At 68.6% G+C, this 17,613-nt stretch carries 17 protein-coding genes; 7 read left to right on the forward strand and 10 right to left on the reverse strand.

Going from position 1 to position 17,613, the window contains the following annotated elements:
* Window positions 1-8: 8 nt before the first annotated feature.
* Window positions 9-2,183: an ATP-dependent DNA helicase RecG gene (locus LQZ85_RS03980; RefSeq protein WP_230100549.1), complete on the reverse strand. Its 2,175-nt coding sequence runs from the start codon at window positions 2,181-2,183 to the stop codon at window positions 9-11.
* Window positions 2,184-2,244: 61 nt separating this feature from the next.
* On the opposite strand from LQZ85_RS03980, the gene rsmD reads away from it, so the two are divergent.
* Complete coding sequence (gene rsmD / locus LQZ85_RS03985; RefSeq protein ID WP_056278658.1) at window positions 2,245-2,847, forward strand: 16S rRNA (guanine(966)-N(2))-methyltransferase RsmD; 603 nt, start codon at window positions 2,245-2,247, stop codon at window positions 2,845-2,847.
* Here rsmD and thiL read toward each other — a convergent pair.
* Window positions 2,817-3,812: a thiamine-phosphate kinase gene (thiL, locus tag LQZ85_RS03990; protein WP_056278657.1), complete on the reverse strand. Its 996-nt coding sequence runs from the start codon at window positions 3,810-3,812 to the stop codon at window positions 2,817-2,819. The genes rsmD and thiL overlap by 31 nt on opposite strands.
* Window positions 3,813-3,835: 23 nt before the next feature.
* Here thiL and LQZ85_RS03995 point away from each other — a divergent pair, with 23 nt between their 5' ends.
* Complete coding sequence (locus tag LQZ85_RS03995) at window positions 3,836-4,342, forward strand: DUF3515 family protein (protein ID WP_187249561.1); 507 nt, start codon at window positions 3,836-3,838, stop codon at window positions 4,340-4,342.
* Between the two features lie 11 nt (window positions 4,343-4,353).
* Here LQZ85_RS03995 and LQZ85_RS04000 read toward each other — a convergent pair whose 3' ends face one another.
* From LQZ85_RS04000 to leuC, 6 genes are all read right to left on the reverse strand, one after another.
* Entirely contained in the window at window positions 4,354-5,436 is a 1,083-nt protein-coding gene (locus LQZ85_RS04000; protein ID WP_230100550.1) for a D-alanine--D-alanine ligase family protein, read from the reverse strand.
* Window positions 5,342-6,499, reverse strand: a complete 1,158-nt coding sequence (locus LQZ85_RS04005; protein ID WP_230100551.1) for an NAD(P)H-dependent glycerol-3-phosphate dehydrogenase — start codon at window positions 6,497-6,499, stop codon at window positions 5,342-5,344. Before LQZ85_RS04005 ends, LQZ85_RS04000 begins: the two co-directional genes overlap by 95 nt.
* Window positions 6,465-7,220, reverse strand: a complete 756-nt coding sequence (locus LQZ85_RS04010; protein ID WP_230100552.1) for a lysophospholipid acyltransferase family protein — start codon at window positions 7,218-7,220, stop codon at window positions 6,465-6,467. Before LQZ85_RS04010 ends, LQZ85_RS04005 begins: the two co-directional genes overlap by 35 nt.
* Window positions 7,221-7,225: 5 nt before the next feature.
* Window positions 7,226-8,593 carry a UDP-N-acetylglucosamine 1-carboxyvinyltransferase gene (gene murA / locus LQZ85_RS04015; protein ID WP_053095889.1) on the reverse strand — a complete coding sequence of 456 codons (1,368 nt, stop codon included), beginning with the start codon at window positions 8,591-8,593 and terminating at the stop codon, window positions 7,226-7,228.
* A gap of 65 nt (window positions 8,594-8,658) precedes the next feature.
* A complete protein-coding gene (leuD, locus tag LQZ85_RS04020; RefSeq protein ID WP_230100553.1) occupies window positions 8,659-9,258 on the reverse strand; it encodes a 3-isopropylmalate dehydratase small subunit in 600 nt (199 codons plus the stop codon).
* A gap of 2 nt (window positions 9,259-9,260) precedes the next feature.
* Window positions 9,261-10,712: a 3-isopropylmalate dehydratase large subunit gene (gene leuC, locus LQZ85_RS04025; protein ID WP_230100554.1), complete on the reverse strand. Its 1,452-nt coding sequence runs from the start codon at window positions 10,710-10,712 to the stop codon at window positions 9,261-9,263.
* A 187-nt stretch (window positions 10,713-10,899) separates the two neighbouring features.
* On the opposite strand from leuC, the gene LQZ85_RS04030 reads away from it, so the two are divergent.
* Window positions 10,900-12,195, forward strand: a complete 1,296-nt coding sequence (locus LQZ85_RS04030; RefSeq protein ID WP_230100555.1) for a PLP-dependent transferase — start codon at window positions 10,900-10,902, stop codon at window positions 12,193-12,195.
* Window positions 12,192-13,505 (forward strand): LLM class flavin-dependent oxidoreductase, encoded by a 1,314-nt coding sequence (locus tag LQZ85_RS04035; RefSeq protein ID WP_230100556.1) that lies wholly within the window; start codon window positions 12,192-12,194, stop codon window positions 13,503-13,505. Before LQZ85_RS04030 ends, LQZ85_RS04035 begins: the two co-directional genes overlap by 4 nt.
* Window positions 13,506-13,522: 17 nt before the next feature.
* On the opposite strand, the gene LQZ85_RS04040 is transcribed toward LQZ85_RS04035, so the two are convergent.
* Window positions 13,523-14,020 (reverse strand): DUF427 domain-containing protein, encoded by a 498-nt coding sequence (locus LQZ85_RS04040; RefSeq protein WP_056278650.1) that lies wholly within the window; start codon window positions 14,018-14,020, stop codon window positions 13,523-13,525.
* Window positions 14,021-14,056: 36 nt separating this feature from the next.
* Here LQZ85_RS04040 and LQZ85_RS04045 point away from each other — a divergent pair, with 36 nt between their 5' ends.
* Window positions 14,057-14,650, forward strand: coding sequence for an LON peptidase substrate-binding domain-containing protein (locus LQZ85_RS04045; RefSeq protein ID WP_053095883.1), 594 nt, complete (start codon window positions 14,057-14,059; stop codon window positions 14,648-14,650).
* Window positions 14,651-14,701: 51 nt separating this feature from the next.
* Here the strand turns inward: LQZ85_RS04045 and LQZ85_RS04050 are convergent, their stop codons facing one another.
* The gene (locus tag LQZ85_RS04050) at window positions 14,702-15,706 is read right to left on the reverse strand and encodes a TerC/Alx family metal homeostasis membrane protein (RefSeq protein WP_056278649.1); all 1,005 of its coding nucleotides are present in this window, start codon (window positions 15,704-15,706) and stop codon (window positions 14,702-14,704) included.
* Between the two features lie 247 nt (window positions 15,707-15,953).
* Here LQZ85_RS04050 and LQZ85_RS04055 point away from each other — a divergent pair, with 247 nt between their 5' ends.
* Window positions 15,954-16,511: an RNA polymerase sigma factor gene (locus LQZ85_RS04055; protein WP_056278648.1), complete on the forward strand. Its 558-nt coding sequence runs from the start codon at window positions 15,954-15,956 to the stop codon at window positions 16,509-16,511.
* Complete coding sequence (locus LQZ85_RS04060) at window positions 16,508-17,587, forward strand: DUF4349 domain-containing protein (protein WP_230100557.1); 1,080 nt, start codon at window positions 16,508-16,510, stop codon at window positions 17,585-17,587. The genes LQZ85_RS04055 and LQZ85_RS04060 overlap by 4 nt, the downstream gene beginning before the upstream one ends.
* Window positions 17,588-17,613: the final 26 nt, after the last annotated feature.

Here is a 17,613-nt window from a genome sequence, read left to right on the forward strand (position 1 = left end):
TGCCGCGGTCAGTTCTTCGCGAGTGCCGCCCGGTCGTCGTCGCTCACGCGTCGCTCGATCGCCGAGCGGAGTCCGGGATTCGCCCGCAGATCCGGGTCGTCGGAGAGGATGCCCTCCGCGAGCTCCCGGGCTCGGACGATCAGGCCCGAGTCCTTGACGACCCGCAGCAGCTTCAGGGAGGACCGAGCTCCAGCCTGTGCGGCACCGAGCACGTCACCTTCACCGCGGAGCTCGAGATCGACCTCCGCGAGAGCGAAGCCGTCGAGAGTCGCTGCCACCGCGTCCACGCGTTCGCGCGCCACTGACCCCTCTTCGGCTTCGGTGACCAACAGGCAGAGCCCTGGAACGCCTCCTCGACCGACACGGCCCCTCAGCTGGTGCAGCTGCGACACCCCGAACCGATCGGCGTCGAGAACGATCATGGTCGAGGCGTTCGGGACGTCGACGCCGACCTCGATCACGGTCGTCGCCACCAGCAGGTCGATCTCGCCGCGCGCGAAGGACTGCATGACGGCGTCCTTCTCGTCGGACGGCATGCGACCGTGCAGCACGGCCCGTCGGACGTTCCCGAGCCGGGGGTGCGTCGCCAGGGCCTCATCGAGCTGCACCACGCCCCAGCGAGGACCTGGTGCACCCTCGGGCGGGATCACGGGCTGCTCCCCCGCTTCCGCCGTCTTCTTGGTCGTGTCGATCGCCGCGCAAACCGCGAACACCTGTCGGCCCTGAGAGATCTCCTCGGCGGCGCGCTCCCAGACTCGATTGAACCAGCCGGGATGCTCTGCGAGCGGAGCGACGAAGGACTCGATTCCGGCTCGTCCCTTGGGCATCGTGCGGATCACGGAGGTATCGAGATCGCCGAACACCGTCATCGCGACCGTCCGCGGGATCGGGGTCGCGGTGAGAACCAGCGCGTGCGGGCTGGACCCCTTCGCGCGGAGCGCCTCTCGTTGCTCGACTCCGAACCGATGCTGCTCGTCGACGACGACGAGGCCGAGATCAGCGAAGGTCGTCTTCTCGCCGAGCAGCGCGTGCGTGCCCACGACGATCAGCGCCTGTCCGGAGGCGACGCGGAGCGCAGCCTTGCGACGCTCGGCGGCCGGCATCTGACCGGTGAGCAGGGTGGGCATCACGAGCGGCGACATCTGCGGCCCGAGCATCTTCGCGATCGATCGCAGATGCTGCCCTGCGAGCACCTCGGTCGGGGCGATCAGCGCCGCCTGACCGCCGGACTCGGCCACCTGGAGCATCGCGCGCAGCGCGACGAGGGTCTTCCCGGACCCGACCTCGCCCTGCACGAGACGATTCATCGGCCAGGCGGCGACGAGGTCGCTCGCCACCTGCTCGCCGACCGTCTTCTGGTCGGGCGTGAGGTCGTGCGGCAGCGAGGCGTCGAAGCGCTCGAGCAGCCCACCGGGCTTCGACGGACGCGCGGTCGCCGACAGCGATCGCACCGCATCGCGCTGCTGCAGGAGGGCGGTCTGGAGAGTGAGCGCCTCGTGCATCCGCAGGGTGCGGACCGCAGGATCGATGTCGTTGCGGGTCTTCGGGCGGTGAATCTGCTCGAGCGCCTCTCGGGCGGTCAGAAGTTCCTCCCGCGCGCGGACATCGGGGGCGAGAGGCTCCGGCACGTCGCCGAGGCCGTCGAGCGCCCGCGTGATGAACTTCGCGATCTGCCACGTCTGCAGCGTCGACGTCGCGGGATAGATGGGAATCAGCACGGCAGCGCGCGCGTCCGCCCGGCGTCTGGCCGCATCCTCGTCGTCGAACAGCTCGTACTCGGGATGCGCGAACTGCGTCATGCCGTTGAACTCGCCGACCTTGCCCGAGAAGACACCTCGACGTCCGACCGCGAGGTCCTCGGAGCGCCACTTGGCCGCGCCCAGGTTCTTCGCGAAGAACGTCAGAGACATCTTGCCGATGCCGTCGCCGATCACGACGTCGACCATCGCACCACGACGGTTGCGCATCGCCCTGGCGCTGGAGGACAGCACCTCGGCGACGATCGTCACCGTCTCGCCCAGAGGGAGTTCACGGATCGGGGTCAGCTCGCCCGGATCCGCGTACCGTCGGGGATAGTGCGACACGAGATCGCCGACCGTCTTCATGCTGAAGGCTCTGTCGAGAGACTTCGCCGGCGTGGCGCCCAGCGCCTCCTCGAGCGACGAATCCAGCGTGAGCGACATGATCCGAGTCTAGGAGGCCGCACGGACACGACGTGCGCCGCAGCTGTCGTATCGTGAACGGGTGACGAGGATCATCGCCGGAACAGCGCGCGGCGCGCGGCTCGACGTGCCCCGCGCGGGAACGAGACCCACCAGCGACCGCGTGCGGGAGTCGCTCTTCGGAGCGCTGGAGTCGGCGGATGCCATCGTCGGCGCGCGGGTGCTCGACCTCTATGCCGGCTCGGGTGCGCTGGGACTGGAGACCCTCAGCCGCGGCGCGACGAGCGCGGATCTCGTCGAGCACGGCCGAGAGGCGGCGTCGGTGGTCCGCCGCAACGCCGCCACCGTCGCGAAGGCCGGAGCGCCGAGCGCGAGGGTGCACCAGAGCACCGTCCGATCGTTCCTGCTGCGCGCCTCCGGCCCGTACGACCTCGTGTTCTCGGATCCCCCGTACGACCTCGACGACGAGGCGATGACGGCGGACCTCGTCACGCTCGCGCCGCTTCTCACTCCCGACGCCCTCGTGATCATCGAGCGCGCCCGGCGATCGACCCCTCCCGACCTCGCTGCGGCCGGACTGGAGCTGATCCGCGAGAAGGCCTACGGCGACACCGCCCTCTGGTGGGCCGAGCCCACTCCCGCGACGGAGTCGTCTCAGCCCGAGGCCGAGTCCCAGTCGCGATAGGGATCCCAGCCGCTGACATCCGCGGGTGCGCCGTCGACCAGCAGCTCGTGCTCGCCCCGGGGCACGACAGTGCCGATGACGCGGAAGCCCGCCGGCACGATCCCCGGCGGGAAGCAGGCGAGAAGGGCGTGATCCTCGCCACCGGCGAGAGCTCGCTGGGGGCTGTCGCCGAGGGCTGCGCTGTCGAGTGCGATGGTGACCTCGGAGGCCGCTGCCATCCGTCGCGCGTCGAGCGCGAGCCCGTCTGAGATGTCCATCATCGCGGTCGCGCCCGCAGTGGCAGCGAAAGGGCCGAGACCGATCGGCGGCGATGGACGGAGCTGAGCCGCCAGAGCAGCGCTCTCACCCGGGGCGAGCAGGGACGCATCGACGGGGACCGGCGCCTCCCCCTCGCGGAACCTTCCGAAGAGCACCGAGAGTCCGTGAGCGGCGTGCCCCAGTTCGCCTGCGACCGCGACCGCGTCACCGACCCGTGCGCCCGACCGGGTCACGGGCGGCCGGCCCTCGAGATCGCCGAGCGCGGTGACGGCCACGGTCAGGACGTCCGAGACCGTGAGATCGCCGCCGACCACCGCGCATTCCGGTGCGAGTGCGGCGCAGGCTTCTCGGAAGCCGTCTGCGAGGCGCTCGATGAACGACAGTCGAAGGTCGCGGGGAACGGCCAGCGCCACCAGGAGCGCCGTCGGCCGCGCGCCCATGGCCGCCACGTCGGCGAGGTTGACTGCGGCGGCCTTCCAACCGAGGTCGTACCCCGACGACCACGCGAGCCGGAAGTCCGGGCCGTGCACGAGAGTGTCCGTCGTGGCGACCACCGAACCCGAGGGAGCGGCTATCACCGCCGCATCGTCGCCGGGTCCGACGAGCGTGTGAGAGGCCCGCGCCGTCCTCGCCAGGATCGCTCTGAGGATCTCCCCCTCCGACAGTTCGCCGAGGGTCGGATCATCGTCGCGAGGTCGGGAGGACATGCAGTCAAAGGTAGCCTGGATGCATGCCCCGCTCTCGCCGTCTCGCCGTCGTCGCGGGCTCGCTGGTCCTCCTCGCCGCACTGTCCGGCTGCTCGACGACGATCCACCTCGAACCCGCTGAGGACGCCAACGATCCGGCCTGCGCCGAGGTGTCCGTGCTCCTCCCCGACGCCGTCGGCGATCTCGATCGGGTGTGGACCGATGCTCAGGCGACCGGAGCCTGGGGCGACCCGACCGTCGTGCTGCGCTGCGGCGTCGAACCGCCGGCGCCGTCGACAGAGGTGTGCACGACCATCGGCAGCGTCGACTGGCTCGTTCTCGATCAGGAGGAAGACCGGCAGCGTCTCGTGACGTACGGTCGCGAGCCCGCCATCGAGGTGATCATCCGCCGTGGCGAGGAGATCGACTTCCGTACGGTCGTCGAGAGCCTCTCCACGAGCATCCAGTCGGGCCTCGCACCGGCCACGGCACGCTGCACCGACCGGGTGCCCACCGACGAGAACCCGGACGACGGATCGACCGAAGGCTGACGCGTCGAGGGTCAGCGGCGCAGGCCCGCCTCGATCAACTCGGAGATCAGGTCGCCGTAGCTGAGTCCGGACGCCACCCAGCACTTCGGGAACATCGAGATCGGAGTGAATCCGGGCATCGTGTTCAGCTCGTTGACCACGAGCTCTCCCGTAGGCGTGAGGAACATGTCGACGCGCGCAAGACCTCGCCCGTCCACCGCCTCGAACGCACGGACTGCGGCATCCTGAATGGCCGCGACCTCGGATTCCTCGAGGGCCGCCGGGCACACGACGTCGACGCCGTCGCCGCCGAGGTACTTTCCCTCGAAGTCGTAGAACCCTCGAGTCGTCAGCACGATCTCGCCAGGAAGCGACGCTCGGACGCCGTCGGCGCCTTCGAGCACGGCGACCTCGATCTCGCGGCCGACCACGCCCGCCTCGATCAGGACCTTGTCGTCTTCTGCGAACGCGATCGCCAGCGCCGCATCGAGCTCGTCGGCGCTCTCGACCTTCGAGACGCCCACGCTGGATCCCGCGCGAGCCGGCTTCACGAAGAGCGGCAGGCCGAGCGCCGCCGCCGAGTCGCGGATCGCGACGGCATCCTGTTCCCACTGGCGCGCGCGCACCGTCAGTCCGGCCGCCACCGCGATACCGGCGGCCCGCAGCGCGATCTTCATGAAGTGCTTGTCCATGCACAGTGCGGAGTCGAGCACCCCGCCGCCGGCGTAGGGGACCTCGAGGGTGTCGAAGTACCCCTGGATGGTGCCGTCCTCGCCGTGCGGGCCGTGGAGGATCGGCAGCACGATATCGATCTCGCCGAGGGATTCGGTGGTGCCGTCGGTGCGCACGACGCGCAGGCTGCGGTCTCCGCCGGGTTCCGGCCACAGCACCCGTGTGCCGTTGTCGGCGACCTCGGGCAGGTGAGCGGCATCCAGCGGGAACTTCGCCGGGTCGTCGTCCTCGAGGACGAAGGCGCCGTCGCGGGTGATCCCGACCGGGATCACGGCGTACCGATCGCGATCAATCGCGCCCAGCACTCCGCCCGCCGTTGCGGAACTGATCGAATGCTCGCTGGAGCGCCCTCCGAAGAGCACCACCACCGTCTGCTTGTCCATGGTTGGTCCTCTCACCCTGCGGGGTGTCGTCGTCCGTCGTCAGGTGGGGTGCGATGTCGCGGGGGTTCATCTTGCCGTCGAGCACCATCTTCACCTGCTCGACGATGGGCATGTGCACGTCGGACTCTCGGGCGAGTTGCAGCACCGGCGCCACGGACGCGAGGCCCTCAGCGGTCTGCTGCATCTGCTTCACGACGTCCTGGAAGCTGTATCCCTGGCCGAGAAGGCGCCCGGCGGTGTTGTTGCGGCTCAGCGGGGACTGACATGTCGCGATGAGGTCGCCCAGGCCCGCGAGTCCCTGCAGGGTCTCGGGGTGAGCGCCGTTGGCGACGGCGAAATCGGTCATCTCCACGAGACCGCGGGTGATGATCGACGCCTTGGTGTTCTCGCCGTACCCGACGCCGTCGACGATGCCGATGGCCACCGCGATGAGGTTCTTCAGCACTCCCCCGAACTCCGTGCCGATCACGTCGGTGTTCACGAACGTCCGGAAGTAGCCGTTACGTGCCGCGCGCGCGACCTCCTCGGCGGTCTCCCGACTGCGTGAGGAGATCACGGCGGCCGTGGGCTGCTCGCGAGCGATCTCGAGCGCGAGGTTCGGCCCGGAGGCGACCGCGATACGGTCGGGATCGCAGCGCAGCTCCTGCTCGATGACCTGGCTCATCCGGAGCCCCGTCGTGCGCTCGACGCCCTTCATCAGGCTGACGATCTTCGCGTCATTGTCGGCGAGCAGCGGCCGAAGCGCCTTGAGATTCTCCCGCAGCGACTGACTCGGCACCGAGAGGTACACCTGGTTGACATCGCGGAGCGCGATCGCCAGCTCGTGCGTCGCGGACATCGTGCGCGGCAGGTTGATGCCGGGCAGATAGCGGGAGTTGCGCTTGGCCTCGTCGATCTCGTGGGCGAGTTCGGCTCGGCGCGCCCACATCGTGACCTGCGCCCCGCCGTCGGCGAGGATCTTTCCGAACGTGGTGCCCCAGCTTCCGGCACCGATCACCGCGACGCGTGGTCCTGCGGGAGCGTTGCGCTTAGGAGTCAAGGCGACCCGTCTCCTTCTGTCCATGGGCGGACGGGTTCCAGCGCTCGGCCGGAGCCTTCTCGTCACGCAGGTCCTCGAGCAGCGTCGTGATGGCCTGCATCAGTCGTTCGGTGGCTTCGTTCAGCGCAGATGCCTCGCCCGCACGACCACGGAGGTCCGACAGATCGACGGGATCGCCGATGACGACGTCCACGGGCTTGCGCAGCGGCCAGAGGCTGAGCCCCTTCTGGTAGCGCCCCATGATCCGCTGGGTGCCCCAGTGGGCCATCGGGATGAGCGGGATGCCGTCGGTCAGCGCGAGCCGGACAGCCCCGGACTTTCCGCGCATCGGCCACATGTCGGGGTCGCGGGTCAGCGTGCCCTCCGGATAGACGATCACACCGCGACCGTGCTCGACGAGCTCGGCCGACTGCTTGAGCGTCTGCTTCGCCGCGGATGCCGACGAGGCGCGTGCCACGGGGACCATTCCTGTCGCGCGGAGCACGGTTCCGAGCACAGGAACCTTGAAGAGACTCTCCTTCGCCATGAAGCGCGGAGCTCGACCGATGCGCCACACCGCGAGTGCGACCACGAGCGGATCGAACTCGGAGTAGTGGTTCGGGGCGAGAACGTACGCTCCCTCACGCGGGAGCTTCTCGCTTCCCGTGATGCGGAGCTTCGCGACGAGCGAGATCAGCGGCACGGCGATCGCCGCGACCGGCCAGAACGCACTCGGTCGCGTGGTCTCCGTCGAGCGGGAACCCATCGGGGTCACCGGATGACGTCGAAGTCGGCGCCCACGGCATCGAGCTTGGCGAGGAACTTCTCGTAGCCGCGGCTGAGAATGTCCACTCCGGACACCCTCGACTCGCCTTCGGCGGTCAGCGCCGCGATGACGTGGCTGTATCCGCCGCGAAGGTCGGGAACAACGATGTCTGCGGCGTGCAGCGGCGTCGGGCCGGTGATGACGGCGGCCTGCTCGAGGTCCCGGCGCGGGACACGACGGGCTCCGTCCTGCAGTCCGCGGGGGTGCACGACGATGTCGGCGCCCATCTTGACGAGCGCCTCGGTGAAGCCCAGACGGTTCTCGTAGACCGTCTCGTGCACGACCGAGCGGCCCTTGGCCTGAGTGAGCGCCACGACGAGAGGCTGCTGCCAGTCGGTCATGAATCCGGGGTGCACGTCGGTCTCGACGATGACCGGCTTGAGCTCGCCGTCGCGACGGAACAGGATCCCGTCCTCCTTGATGTCGAACCATCCGCCGGCCTTGCGGAACACGTTGAGGAACGTGAGCATCTCCTGCTGCTTCGCGCCGCCCACGAAGATCTCGCCGTCGGTGGCGAGTGCGGCGGACGCCCAGGATGCGGCTTCGTTGCGGTCGAAGATCGAGCGGTGGTCGTACCCCCGAAGCGTCTCGACACCCTCGATGAGGATGACGCGGTTCGGCTCGTAGGAGATGATCGCGCCCATCTTCTGCAGCACCGCGATCAGGTCCATGATCTCGGGCTCGATGGCGGCGTTGCGAAGCTCCGTGGTGCCCTCGGCGCGAACGGCCGTGAGCAGCACCTGCTCGGTCGCTCCGACACTCGGGTACGGGAGGTGGATGTTCGCACCGTGCAGGCGCGCACCACCCGTCGACAGGCGGATGCCGCTCGGCAGCTTCTCGACGATGGCGCCGAACTTGCGGAGCGCGTCCAGATGGAAGTCGATCGGGCGGTCGCCGATGCGGCAGCCGCCCAGGTCGGGGATGAAGGCCTGACCGAGACGGTGCAGCAGCGGGCCGCAGAAGAGGATCGGGATGCGCGAGGCACCCGCGTGAGCGTCGATCTCCTCGAAGTGGGCCGACTCGACGTCGCTGGGGTCGAAGACGAGAGCTCCGGGCTCATCGCCGTCGGAGACCCGCACGCCATGGACCTCGAGCAGCGAGCGGACGACCGCGACGTCGCTGATGGCCGGCACGTCGCGCAGCACGCTGACGGTCTCTCCGAGCAGGGACGCGACCATCGCCTTGGTCGCGAGGTTCTTCGCGCCCTTGACGTCGACGCGGCCGCGCAGCGGGCGCCCTCCGCGAATGGCGAGGACGTCTCCGGTGAGTGGGGGGACTCCGTCCGGAAGAGCGTCGCGCACAGGTGTCGTCATTCGGAGCCTCACTTCATTCAACGGAATTCGGGGCGGGGTCGCCCTCGGCTCCCCCGCCCCGCCGTTCACTGCTGAACGGGAAGGGTCCGGGGCCGCCACGACTCGCGACGGGCCTCGAACTGCGCGATCTTGTCTTCGTTGCGCAGGGTGAGCCCGATGTCATCGAGCCCTTCGAGGAGCCGCCATCTAGTGTAATCGTCGATCCCGAGGTCAGCCTGGATCTCACCGATCGACGCGACTCGCGCCTCGAGGTCGACCGTGATCGAAGCCCCGGGATTCCGGTCGATCTCGGCCCAGATCCGCTCGAGATCCTCTTCGGAGATGGTGGCGGCGAGGAGCCCCTGCTTGCCCGAGTTGCCCCGGAAGATGTCGGCGAAGCGCGGGCTCAGGACCACCGCGAAGCCGAAGTCGCGCAGCGCCCAGACGGCGTGCTCGCGGCTGGATCCGGTGCCGAAGTCGGGGCCGGCGACGAGCACCGATGCGCCCTGGAAAGCCGGCTGGTTGAGCACGAAATCGGGATCCTGACGCCAGCCGTGGAACAGTGCGTCCTCGAAGCCGGTCTTCGTGACCCGCTTGAGGAACACGGCGGGGATGATCTGGTCCGTGTCGACGTTCGAGCGCTTCAGCGGGGCGGCGATGCCGGTGTGGGTGGTGAACTTCTCCATGGTCAGACCTCCGCCATCTCGTTCAGGTCGCTCGGACTCGACAGCGTGCCGCGGATCGCGGTCGCGGCGGCGACGAGCGGCGACACCAGGTGCGTGCGTCCACCCTTGCCCTGCCGGCCCTCGAAGTTGCGGTTGGAGGTCGACGCGCAGCGCTCCCCCGGCGCGAGCTGATCAGGGTTCATCCCGAGGCACATCGAGCACCCCGCGAATCGCCACTCGGCTCCGAAGTCCTTGATGATCTTGTCGAGCCCTTCGGCCTCCGCCTCGAGCCGCACCCGGGCAGAGCCGGGAACGACCATGACGCGGACGCCGTCGGCCTTCTTCTTGCCTTCGACGATCGACGCGAACGCGCGGAGATCCTCGATGCGACTGTTCGTGCACGACCCCATGAAGACGGCGTCGACCGGCACCTCCTTGAGAGGCGTGCCAGGCGTCAGATCCATGTACTCGAGGGCCCGCTCGGCTGCGGCACGCTCATTGGCATCGGCGATCTCTGCCGGGTCGGGAACCGCCGCCGACAGCGAGCTGCCCTGACCGGGGTTGGTGCCCCACGTCACGAACGGCTCGAGCTCATCGGCATCGATGAAGACCTCGGCGTCGAACGTCGCCCCCTCATCCGTCGGCAGCGTTCGCCAGTACGCGACGGCGTCGTCCCAGTCCTGCCCCTTCGGGGCGTGCAGGCGACCCTTCAGGTACTCGAAGGTCGTCTCGTCGGGCGCGACCATGCCGGCACGAGCGCCGGCCTCGATCGACATGTTGCAGATCGTCATCCGGCCCTCCATCGACAACGCCCGGATCGCGCTGCCGCGGAACTCCAGGACGTAGCCCTGACCGCCGCCGGTGGTGATCTTCGCGATCACCGCGAGGATGATGTCCTTCGCGGTGACGCCGGGCCTCAGCGTGCCCTCGACGTTGATCGCCATGGTCTTGAACGGCTTCAGCGGCAGCGTCTGCGTCGCCATGACATGCTCGACCTCGCTCGTGCCGATGCCGAAGGCCATGGCGCCGAACGCGCCGTGCGTCGATGTGTGCGAGTCGCCGCAGACCACCGTGATGCCGGGCATGGTGAGACCGAGCTGCGGCCCCACGACGTGGACGATGCCCTGTTCGGCGTCGCCGAGCGAGTGCAGACGCACGCCGAACTCCGCGGCGTTGCGGCGCAGCGTCTCGATCTGCGTGCGGCTCGTGAGGTCGGCGATGGGCTTGTCGATGTCCCAGGTCGGCGTGTTGTGGTCCTCGGTGGCGATCGTCAGGTCGAGGCGCCGCAACGGTCGCCCCTCCGATCGCAGTCCGTCGAACGCCTGCGGGCTCGTCACCTCATGCACCAGGTGCAGATCGATGTAGATGAGGTCCGGCTCGCCGTTCTCGCCCTTGACGACGAGATGGTCGTCCCAGACCTTCTCGGCGAGGGTCCTGGGACGGACGGGAGCAGTGTCTGCTGCGGGGGTGTTCATTGCGTGTCTCCTGAAGCTGGCGGTTCGGCCCACGATGGACTCCGCGACGAGGAGGGGCTCAGAACGAGGTCTCGTCGCGGCCGCTAAGAAGGAGCACGATCCGCATGACGTCAGATTACCACCGCTTCAGCGCCCGGAGTCTCCGCGTGACACGCTACTGTCACCCACACCTTCGAGAGGCACCCGCATGACCGACGACAGCACCGGATTCGCCACGAGAGCGGTCCACGCGGCCCGGAATCAGGGGCCCGCATCGTCGAGGGCGACGCCGATCTACCTGACGGCGGGCTTCGAGTTCGACGACTTCGACCACGCCGCCGACCACTTCGGCACCGGCGCGGGGTTCGGATACACGCGCACGGGGAATCCGACGGTGCACGCCGTCGAGCGCCAGCTCGCCGCACTCGAATCCGCCGCAGAGGCCGTGCTCGTCGCCAGCGGCCAGGCCGCGGTCGTCACCGCACTGCTGACCGTCGCCGGAGCGGGCGATCACATCGTCTCCTCGACGCACATCTACGAAGGCACGCGAGGGCTTCTGCTCGACAACCTCGCTCGCCTCGGCATCGAGACGACGTTCATCGACGACATCGCCGACCCCGGCGCCTGGCGGGGTGCGATCCGCCCGACCACCCGGGCGCTGTTCGGCGAATCCATCGCGAACGCGCGCAACGACATCCTCGACATCTCCGCGGTGAGCGCGGTCGCCGACGAGTTCGCCATCCCGCTCATCGTCGACAACACCCTCGCGACGCCGTTCCTGTTCCGGCCGCTCGAGCACGGCGCCGCCATGGTGGTGCACTCCGCCTCGAAGTTCCTCGCCGGTCACGGGTCGGTGCTCGGCGGCGTGATCCTCGACGACGGTCGCTTCGACCCGGCGAAGGCGGGGCACAACGCTCCGCATCTCGTTCTTCCGGGGCGCGGCGGGTTCCCGAGCGTGGCTTCGCGTCATGGCGGCAACGCGCGCATCGCCTACGCGCGCGAGTCCGTCGCTCCGCGATTCGGCGCGTCCCCGTCGCCGCTCAACGCGTTCCTGATCGGACAGGGCGCCGAGACCCTCGGTCTGCGGGTCGAGCGGCAGTCCCGGAACGCCCTCGAGATCGCCCGCTGGCTCGCCGCGCAGGAAGCGGTCGAGAGCGTCGACTACGTCGGCCTCGACACGCATCCCGACCACGGCCTCGCCGAGAGGTACCTCTCGGGAGGGTACGGCTCGATCTTCACCTTCACGCTCCGCGGGGGCCTCGACGCCGCACGCGACTTCGTCGAGAGCGTCGACGTGTTCACGCACATGACCCACATCGGCGACGTGCGCTCGCTGGTGCTGCACCCCGCGACCACCAGCCACTCGCATCGCACGCCCGAGGAGCGAGACGTCCTCGGAGTGCAGCCGGGAACCCTGCGGCTGTCGGTCGGCATCGAAGACGTCGCCGACCTCCTCGGCGACCTGGCCCGAGTCCTGGAACCCGCACGAGAGGCCGTCTCATGACCAGGCCCCAGCACTTCGGGTGGTTCCTGGCACGCGGCTTCGGCCCGCAGGGGTGGGGCTATCCGTCGCTGGACTGGGACTACGACTGGACCCGTCCGGAGATCTACCAGGAGGCGGCTCGCACGCTCGAGCAGGCAGGCTTCGACCTCCTCATCATCGAGGACGCGCCGTCGCTCGGCTCTCCCGACACGATCGACCTCCGGGTGCGCCATGCCTTCGGCGGCCCCAAGCACGACCCGCTGCTGCTCGCTCCCTACCTCTTCCAGGCGACACGGCATCTCGGGGTCGTGCCCACCGTGAACCCGGCGGCGTACCTGCCGTATACCGCGGCTCGGCAGTTCTCCACGCTTCAGCACCTCAGTGGCCACCGCCTCGGGCTCAACGTGGTGACCGACACCGGCAGTGCGCGACATTTCTCCGCCGCGGAACAGCTCGGGCACGATGCGGCATACGACCGCGCCGAAGAATGGCTCGCCGGCATCCGCTCGCTCTGGCGCAGCTGGGACGACGGTGCACTGGTCCGCGATCGCGAGACCGACGTGTTCGCCGACGGATCGACGCTGCGCTCCGTGCAGCACCGCGGAACGCACTTCGACTTCGACGGCCCGTTGAACGCCGTGCCGTTCACCGACGGGGAGCCGTCGATCGTCTCCCCCGGCGGCTCCGGCCGCGGCCTCGGATTCGCCGGCGCCAACTCCGATGTGCAGCTCGCCCTCGCGCCGCTGGACGAAGCCTCGGTGCGTGCCTATCGAGCGAAGATCCACGATGCGGCGATCGCCGCCGGACGCTCGCCGGACGACATCAAGATCCTGTTCGCGATCCAGCCGGTGATCACATCATCCGCCGAGGAGGCCGACCGAATCGTCGCCGCCTCCGCGCATCCCGACGACGCGACCCTCGTGCAGATCGCACGCAAGCAGTCCAGCGACCTCGAGACGGATCTGACCTCGCTCGATCTCGACAGACCACTCGACCTCGAGATCTTCGGCGAGCACGTCTCGCGCGGGAGCATCCAGCGCCTGATCGGCGACCGCGGAGACGATGCTCCTCTGCGAGTCCATCTCGCCGCGCTCGCTCGGACGGGCCGCATCTCCGATCGCTCGGGTTTCGTCGGCACTGCCGAGGAGTTCGCAGATCTGATCGAAGAGCTCGGCGAGTGGGGCAACGACGGCGTCCTGCTGTGGGGCGACTTCCACCCCGTCACGCTGCATCGGACGCTGGATGAACTCGTGCCCGTTCTTCGACGCCGGGGCATCCTGCGCCGGGACTACGTCGACGGAGGGCTGCAGGCGAACCTCCGCGCGTTCTGACGCGTAGGCGAGCAGGGTCACCAGCCCAGGGTGCCGGGTGCACCCTTGAAGGGGCCGACGACCGTCGACGTGACCCACCCGCCGTAGAACCCGCCCGGCTGCGGTGTGACGACCTCGTCCCCCACCGTGCACTCGTCCATCGGACCCGCATAGACGGCGACCCGGTCTGCCAGCATCTCGAAACCTCGAGAGGGATTCGGGTAGTTCCAGGCGGCCCCGGCCGCCGTCTGCGCTCCACCTCGCACGTCGAGGTAGCGTGCGGCTCCCTTGAACTCGCAGAACGAGGAGCCCGGCGCGTCAGAGAGCGAGCCCGCGGTGAAGTCGGCGATCGGCAGGTAGTACACGGGAGGATGGCTCGTCTCGAGGACTCGCACCGCGTCGCGCGTGTCGGCGATGAGCTGGCCGCCGAGGCGAACGGTGATGCGCGCAGCCACGGGCTCGACCTTCGGCGGTCGAGGATAGTCCCAGACGGATTCCTGACCGGGCGAGGGCATCAGAGGGCGGGGTCTGCGCATCTGTTCACTGTACGTCGCACGGTGTTGACTGGGGCCATGTCAGAAATACCGATGTTCCCGCTGGGGTCGGTGCTCTTCCCGTACACCCCGCTCCCGCTCCGCGTGTTCGAGCCGCGGTACCTCACCATGATCGGGCAGCTGCTCGACGAGGACGACCCTCAGTTCGGCGTCGTGCTCATCGAGCGCGGACATGAGGTCGGCGGTGGCGACCGCCGCAGTGGATTCGGCACGATGGCGCGCCTGGTGAGCGTGGCGGCGGATGCCCAGGTGCTGCACACCCTGGCGGTCGGCACGGCACGCTTCACCGTCGAGCAGTGGCTGGACGAAGCTCCTTACCCGCGCGCAGAGGTGACCCCGCTGCCCGAGCTGACCTGGAACGATGCCCTCACCCCCCTGCGCACCGAAGCCGAGGCGATCGTGCGCCGGGTGCTGGCACGCACCGACTCGCCCTGGGACGCCGACACCGAGCTGTCGGAAGAACCGCTCGCGGCCGCCTGGCAGCTCGCCGCCATCGCGCCGCTGGGCGAATACGACCAGTACACGCTGCTGCAGTCCACCACGGTGGGCGCTCTGCTGCGTCAGGTGATCGATCTCACGCTCGACGCCGAGGCGCTCTGGACAGCGGAGTGACACGTCTCCTGCTCGTCGCGGGAATCGCGGGCGCCGCGGAGAGCGACCGCCTCACTCGACCGTCGGGCCGACCCGCTGCGCCCGCTTCTCCCGAGACGAGGCGATGAGGCTGGCGACGGTGGCCACGGTCATCGCCACGACGATGACGCCCAGCGACACCATGTTGTCGATGTCGGGAACCCACTCGACATGCTGACCGCCGTTGATGAACGGCAGCTCGTTCTCGTGCAGCGCGTGAAGGATCAGCTTGATGCCGATGAATCCGAGGATGACCGCGATCCCGTAGTGGAGGTAGCGCAGACGATCGAGCAGATCACCGAGCAGGAAGTAGAGCTGGCGCAGACCCATGAGCGCGAAGATGTTCGCGGCGAAGACGAGGAACCCGTTGGTGGTGATCTCGAAGATCGCCGGGATCGAGTCGATCGCGAAGATCAGGTCGGTGACGCCGATCGTGATGAACACGATGACCATCGGCGTCCACATGCGCTTGCCGTCGACGGTCGTGCGCAGCTTCGAGCCGTCGTACTCCTCGCTGATGTCGATGCGGCGCCGCAGCAGGCGCACGATGAAGTTCTCCTTCTTCACATCGTCTTCGTGCTCGCCCTCGGGCATCGCCTGCTTGATCGCGGTGTAGATGAGGAAGGCACCGAAGATGTAGAAGATCGGCGAGAAGTGCTCGACGATCGTGACGCCGACGAGGATGAACGCTCCGCGGAGGACGAGGGCGATGATGATGCCGACCATCAGCACCTGCTGCTGCAAGCGTCGCGGCACCGCGAACTGCGCCATGATCAGCACGAAGACGAAGAGGTTGTCGATCGAGAGGCTGTATTCGAGCGCCCAGCCGGTGATGAAGTCGCCGGCGTTTCGCCAGCCTGCGACGTTTCCGAGAAGAACCGCGAAGAGCAGCGCGAGTCCGACGTAGAACACCACCCACAGGGTCGATTCCTTGGTCGAGGGGATGTGGGGACGAAGTCGGATCAGAAGCAGGTCGCCGATCAGGATGATCGTGAGGACGATCATCGAGGTGATCTCGAACCAGACAGGGATTTCCAAGGGCGTACAGCACCTTTCGGGAGGGTCGGAAAAACGCCGAAAGTCTCTCCCACGCACAGAGTGCGTCGCACGACCGGAGCAGCGATGTCGGTGCTCGTGATGACGGTGGATGCGCTTGCGGGATACTCCCTCTCGCCTCAGCAATGGTAGCGGAGTCGAAGACGCTTGCGGATGCCGCCGGCACCGATCTGAGACGATGGGGCGTCGACCGACACTTCCTGGGTGAGAGACACCGAACGGAATCGGGATGCCAGTGCAGACGAGTGACCAGAGAGTGGCGGCGCGGGCCGCGGCAGGTGACGAGAGCGCCTTCCGCGAGCTGTACCGCGCGTACGCCCGCCCGGTCTACTGGATCGCACACGGGATCGTCGGCGCCGCCGCGGATGCCGAGGACGTGACTCAGGAGACCTTCGTCACGGCGTGGCGGAAGCTGCCGGGGTTCGAGCTGCAGGGAGACTCCATCCTCCCGTGGCTCGCGACGATCTGCCGCTTCCAGGCCGCGAACCGCCTGCGCCAGCGCAGACGCGACCAGGCCAACACCGCGGATGCGGTCGATGAGACCCTCCCCTCGACGGTCAGCGTGGAGGAGCAGGTGATCACCGCGGACCTCGCAGAGCGGATCGCGGCCGAGGTCGGCACCCTCAGCGACCTCGATCGCGCGATCTTCCGCCTCTGCGCCGCGGAAGGCTACGCCTACCAGGCTGCGGCCGAGGAGCTCGGCGTGAGCCACGCCATCGTCCGGAACCGTCTCTCCCGAGTCCGCACCCGACTGCGTGGTGCCGTGAAGGAAGCGAGCGACGCATGAACGACACCTCCACCGAGCCACTGCCCGAGCTCACCGATGCCGCAGTGGAGCGCATCGAGAGAGCCGTGTTCGAGGACATCGCCGCCGAGCTGCCGCGGCAGTCGCCTGCAGAGAAGCGCGGTCGCGTTCGTCGTCGTCGGTGGCTCACCGGCACCGGCATCGCCGCGGCGTTCGTCATCGGCGTCCTCATCACCCCGCCCATCCTCACCGCGGTCGGCGGTTCGGCGACGAGCTCGGCCGACGGCGGGGGCGTGACTGTCGTCGAGGACGCTCGCTCGGGCGCCGTCGACCAGAGCGCGCCCTCGGCTCTGACCGAGTCAGCCGAGTCGGGCGCGGTCGCCGGCGATGTCGCAGCGGGTGATCGTGAGATCATCGCCACGGCCAACGCCACGGTGGAGGTGAAGGACGTCTCGGACGCCGCGGTCGCCATCGGGGCACTCGCAGAGTCGTATGGCGGCTACGTCGAGAGCACCGAGATCGGCGGGACCCCTGCCGTGGACGCCTCCTCCGATCCTGTCGCCGCGGACTCGGAGTACGGCTGGATCAGCATCCGCGTGCCGTCGGCGGATCTTCCCGCCGTCATCGATGAGCTCACCGAATCCGGCGAGGTGCTCTCCTCCTCCATCGCGCAGCAGGATGTGACCTCGACCGCGATCGATCTGCGAGCGCGCATCGATGCGACCAGGGCATCCGTCCAGCGACTCAGCGAGCTCATGTCCCAGACCGGCACCGTCGCGGAGCTCATCGAGGCGGAGGTGGCGCTGACCGATCGTCAGGCGCAGCTCGAGTCGTACGAGCAGCAGCTCGCCTCGCTCGAGGACCAGGTCGCGATGTCGAGTCTCTCGGTGCAGCTGACCCGCACCGCCGCGCCGACGACGGCCGATCCCGCAGGATTCTCCGATGGGCTCGTCGCGGGATGGAACGGGCTCGTGGTCTCGCTGAACGCCCTGGTGGTCTCTGTCGGATTCCTGCTTCCGTGGCTCGCCGTGGCCGGGCTGGTCGTGCTGATCATATGGGGCGTCCGCCGAGCACGCCGCGGTCGTCGAGGCTCCGACGCGGCGGGTACCGACAGCTGAGATCACCCGTTGAATCTCGAATTTCC

The sequence above is a fragment of the Microbacterium sp. Bi98 genome (assembly GCF_918698045.1).
In the GTDB taxonomy this organism is placed as follows: Bacteria; Actinomycetota; Actinomycetes; order Actinomycetales; family Microbacteriaceae; genus Microbacterium.

Bases quoted from the DNA above. Each gene is read 5' to 3' on its own strand.
- LQZ85_RS03980 (WP_230100549.1), bottom strand. From the start codon at position 2,183: ATGTCGCTCACGCTGGATTCGTCGCTCGAGGAGGCGCTGGGCGCCACG.
- thiL (WP_056278657.1), bottom strand. From the start codon at position 3,812: ATGTCCTCCCGACCTCGCGACGATGATCCGACCCTCGGCGAACTGTCG.
- LQZ85_RS03995 (WP_187249561.1), top strand. From the start codon at position 3,836: ATGCCCCGCTCTCGCCGTCTCGCCGTCGTCGCGGGCTCGCTGGTCCTC.
- LQZ85_RS04000 (WP_230100550.1), bottom strand. From the start codon at position 5,436: ATGGACAAGCAGACGGTGGTGGTGCTCTTCGGAGGGCGCTCCAGCGAG.
- LQZ85_RS04005 (WP_230100551.1), bottom strand. From the start codon at position 6,499: ATGGACAGAAGGAGACGGGTCGCCTTGACTCCTAAGCGCAACGCTCCC.
- LQZ85_RS04010 (WP_230100552.1), bottom strand. From the start codon at position 7,220: ATGGGTTCCCGCTCGACGGAGACCACGCGACCGAGTGCGTTCTGGCCG.
- murA (WP_053095889.1), bottom strand. From the start codon at position 8,593: ATGACGACACCTGTGCGCGACGCTCTTCCGGACGGAGTCCCCCCACTC.
- leuD (WP_230100553.1), bottom strand. From the start codon at position 9,258: ATGGAGAAGTTCACCACCCACACCGGCATCGCCGCCCCGCTGAAGCGC.
- leuC (WP_230100554.1), bottom strand. From the start codon at position 10,712: ATGAACACCCCCGCAGCAGACACTGCTCCCGTCCGTCCCAGGACCCTC.
- LQZ85_RS04030 (WP_230100555.1), top strand. From the start codon at position 10,900: ATGACCGACGACAGCACCGGATTCGCCACGAGAGCGGTCCACGCGGCC.
- LQZ85_RS04035 (WP_230100556.1), top strand. From the start codon at position 12,192: ATGACCAGGCCCCAGCACTTCGGGTGGTTCCTGGCACGCGGCTTCGGC.
- LQZ85_RS04040 (WP_056278650.1), bottom strand. From the start codon at position 14,020: ATGCGCAGACCCCGCCCTCTGATGCCCTCGCCCGGTCAGGAATCCGTC.
- LQZ85_RS04045 (WP_053095883.1), top strand. From the start codon at position 14,057: ATGTCAGAAATACCGATGTTCCCGCTGGGGTCGGTGCTCTTCCCGTAC.
- LQZ85_RS04055 (WP_056278648.1), top strand. From the start codon at position 15,954: ATGCCAGTGCAGACGAGTGACCAGAGAGTGGCGGCGCGGGCCGCGGCA.
- LQZ85_RS04060 (WP_230100557.1), top strand. From the start codon at position 16,508: ATGAACGACACCTCCACCGAGCCACTGCCCGAGCTCACCGATGCCGCA.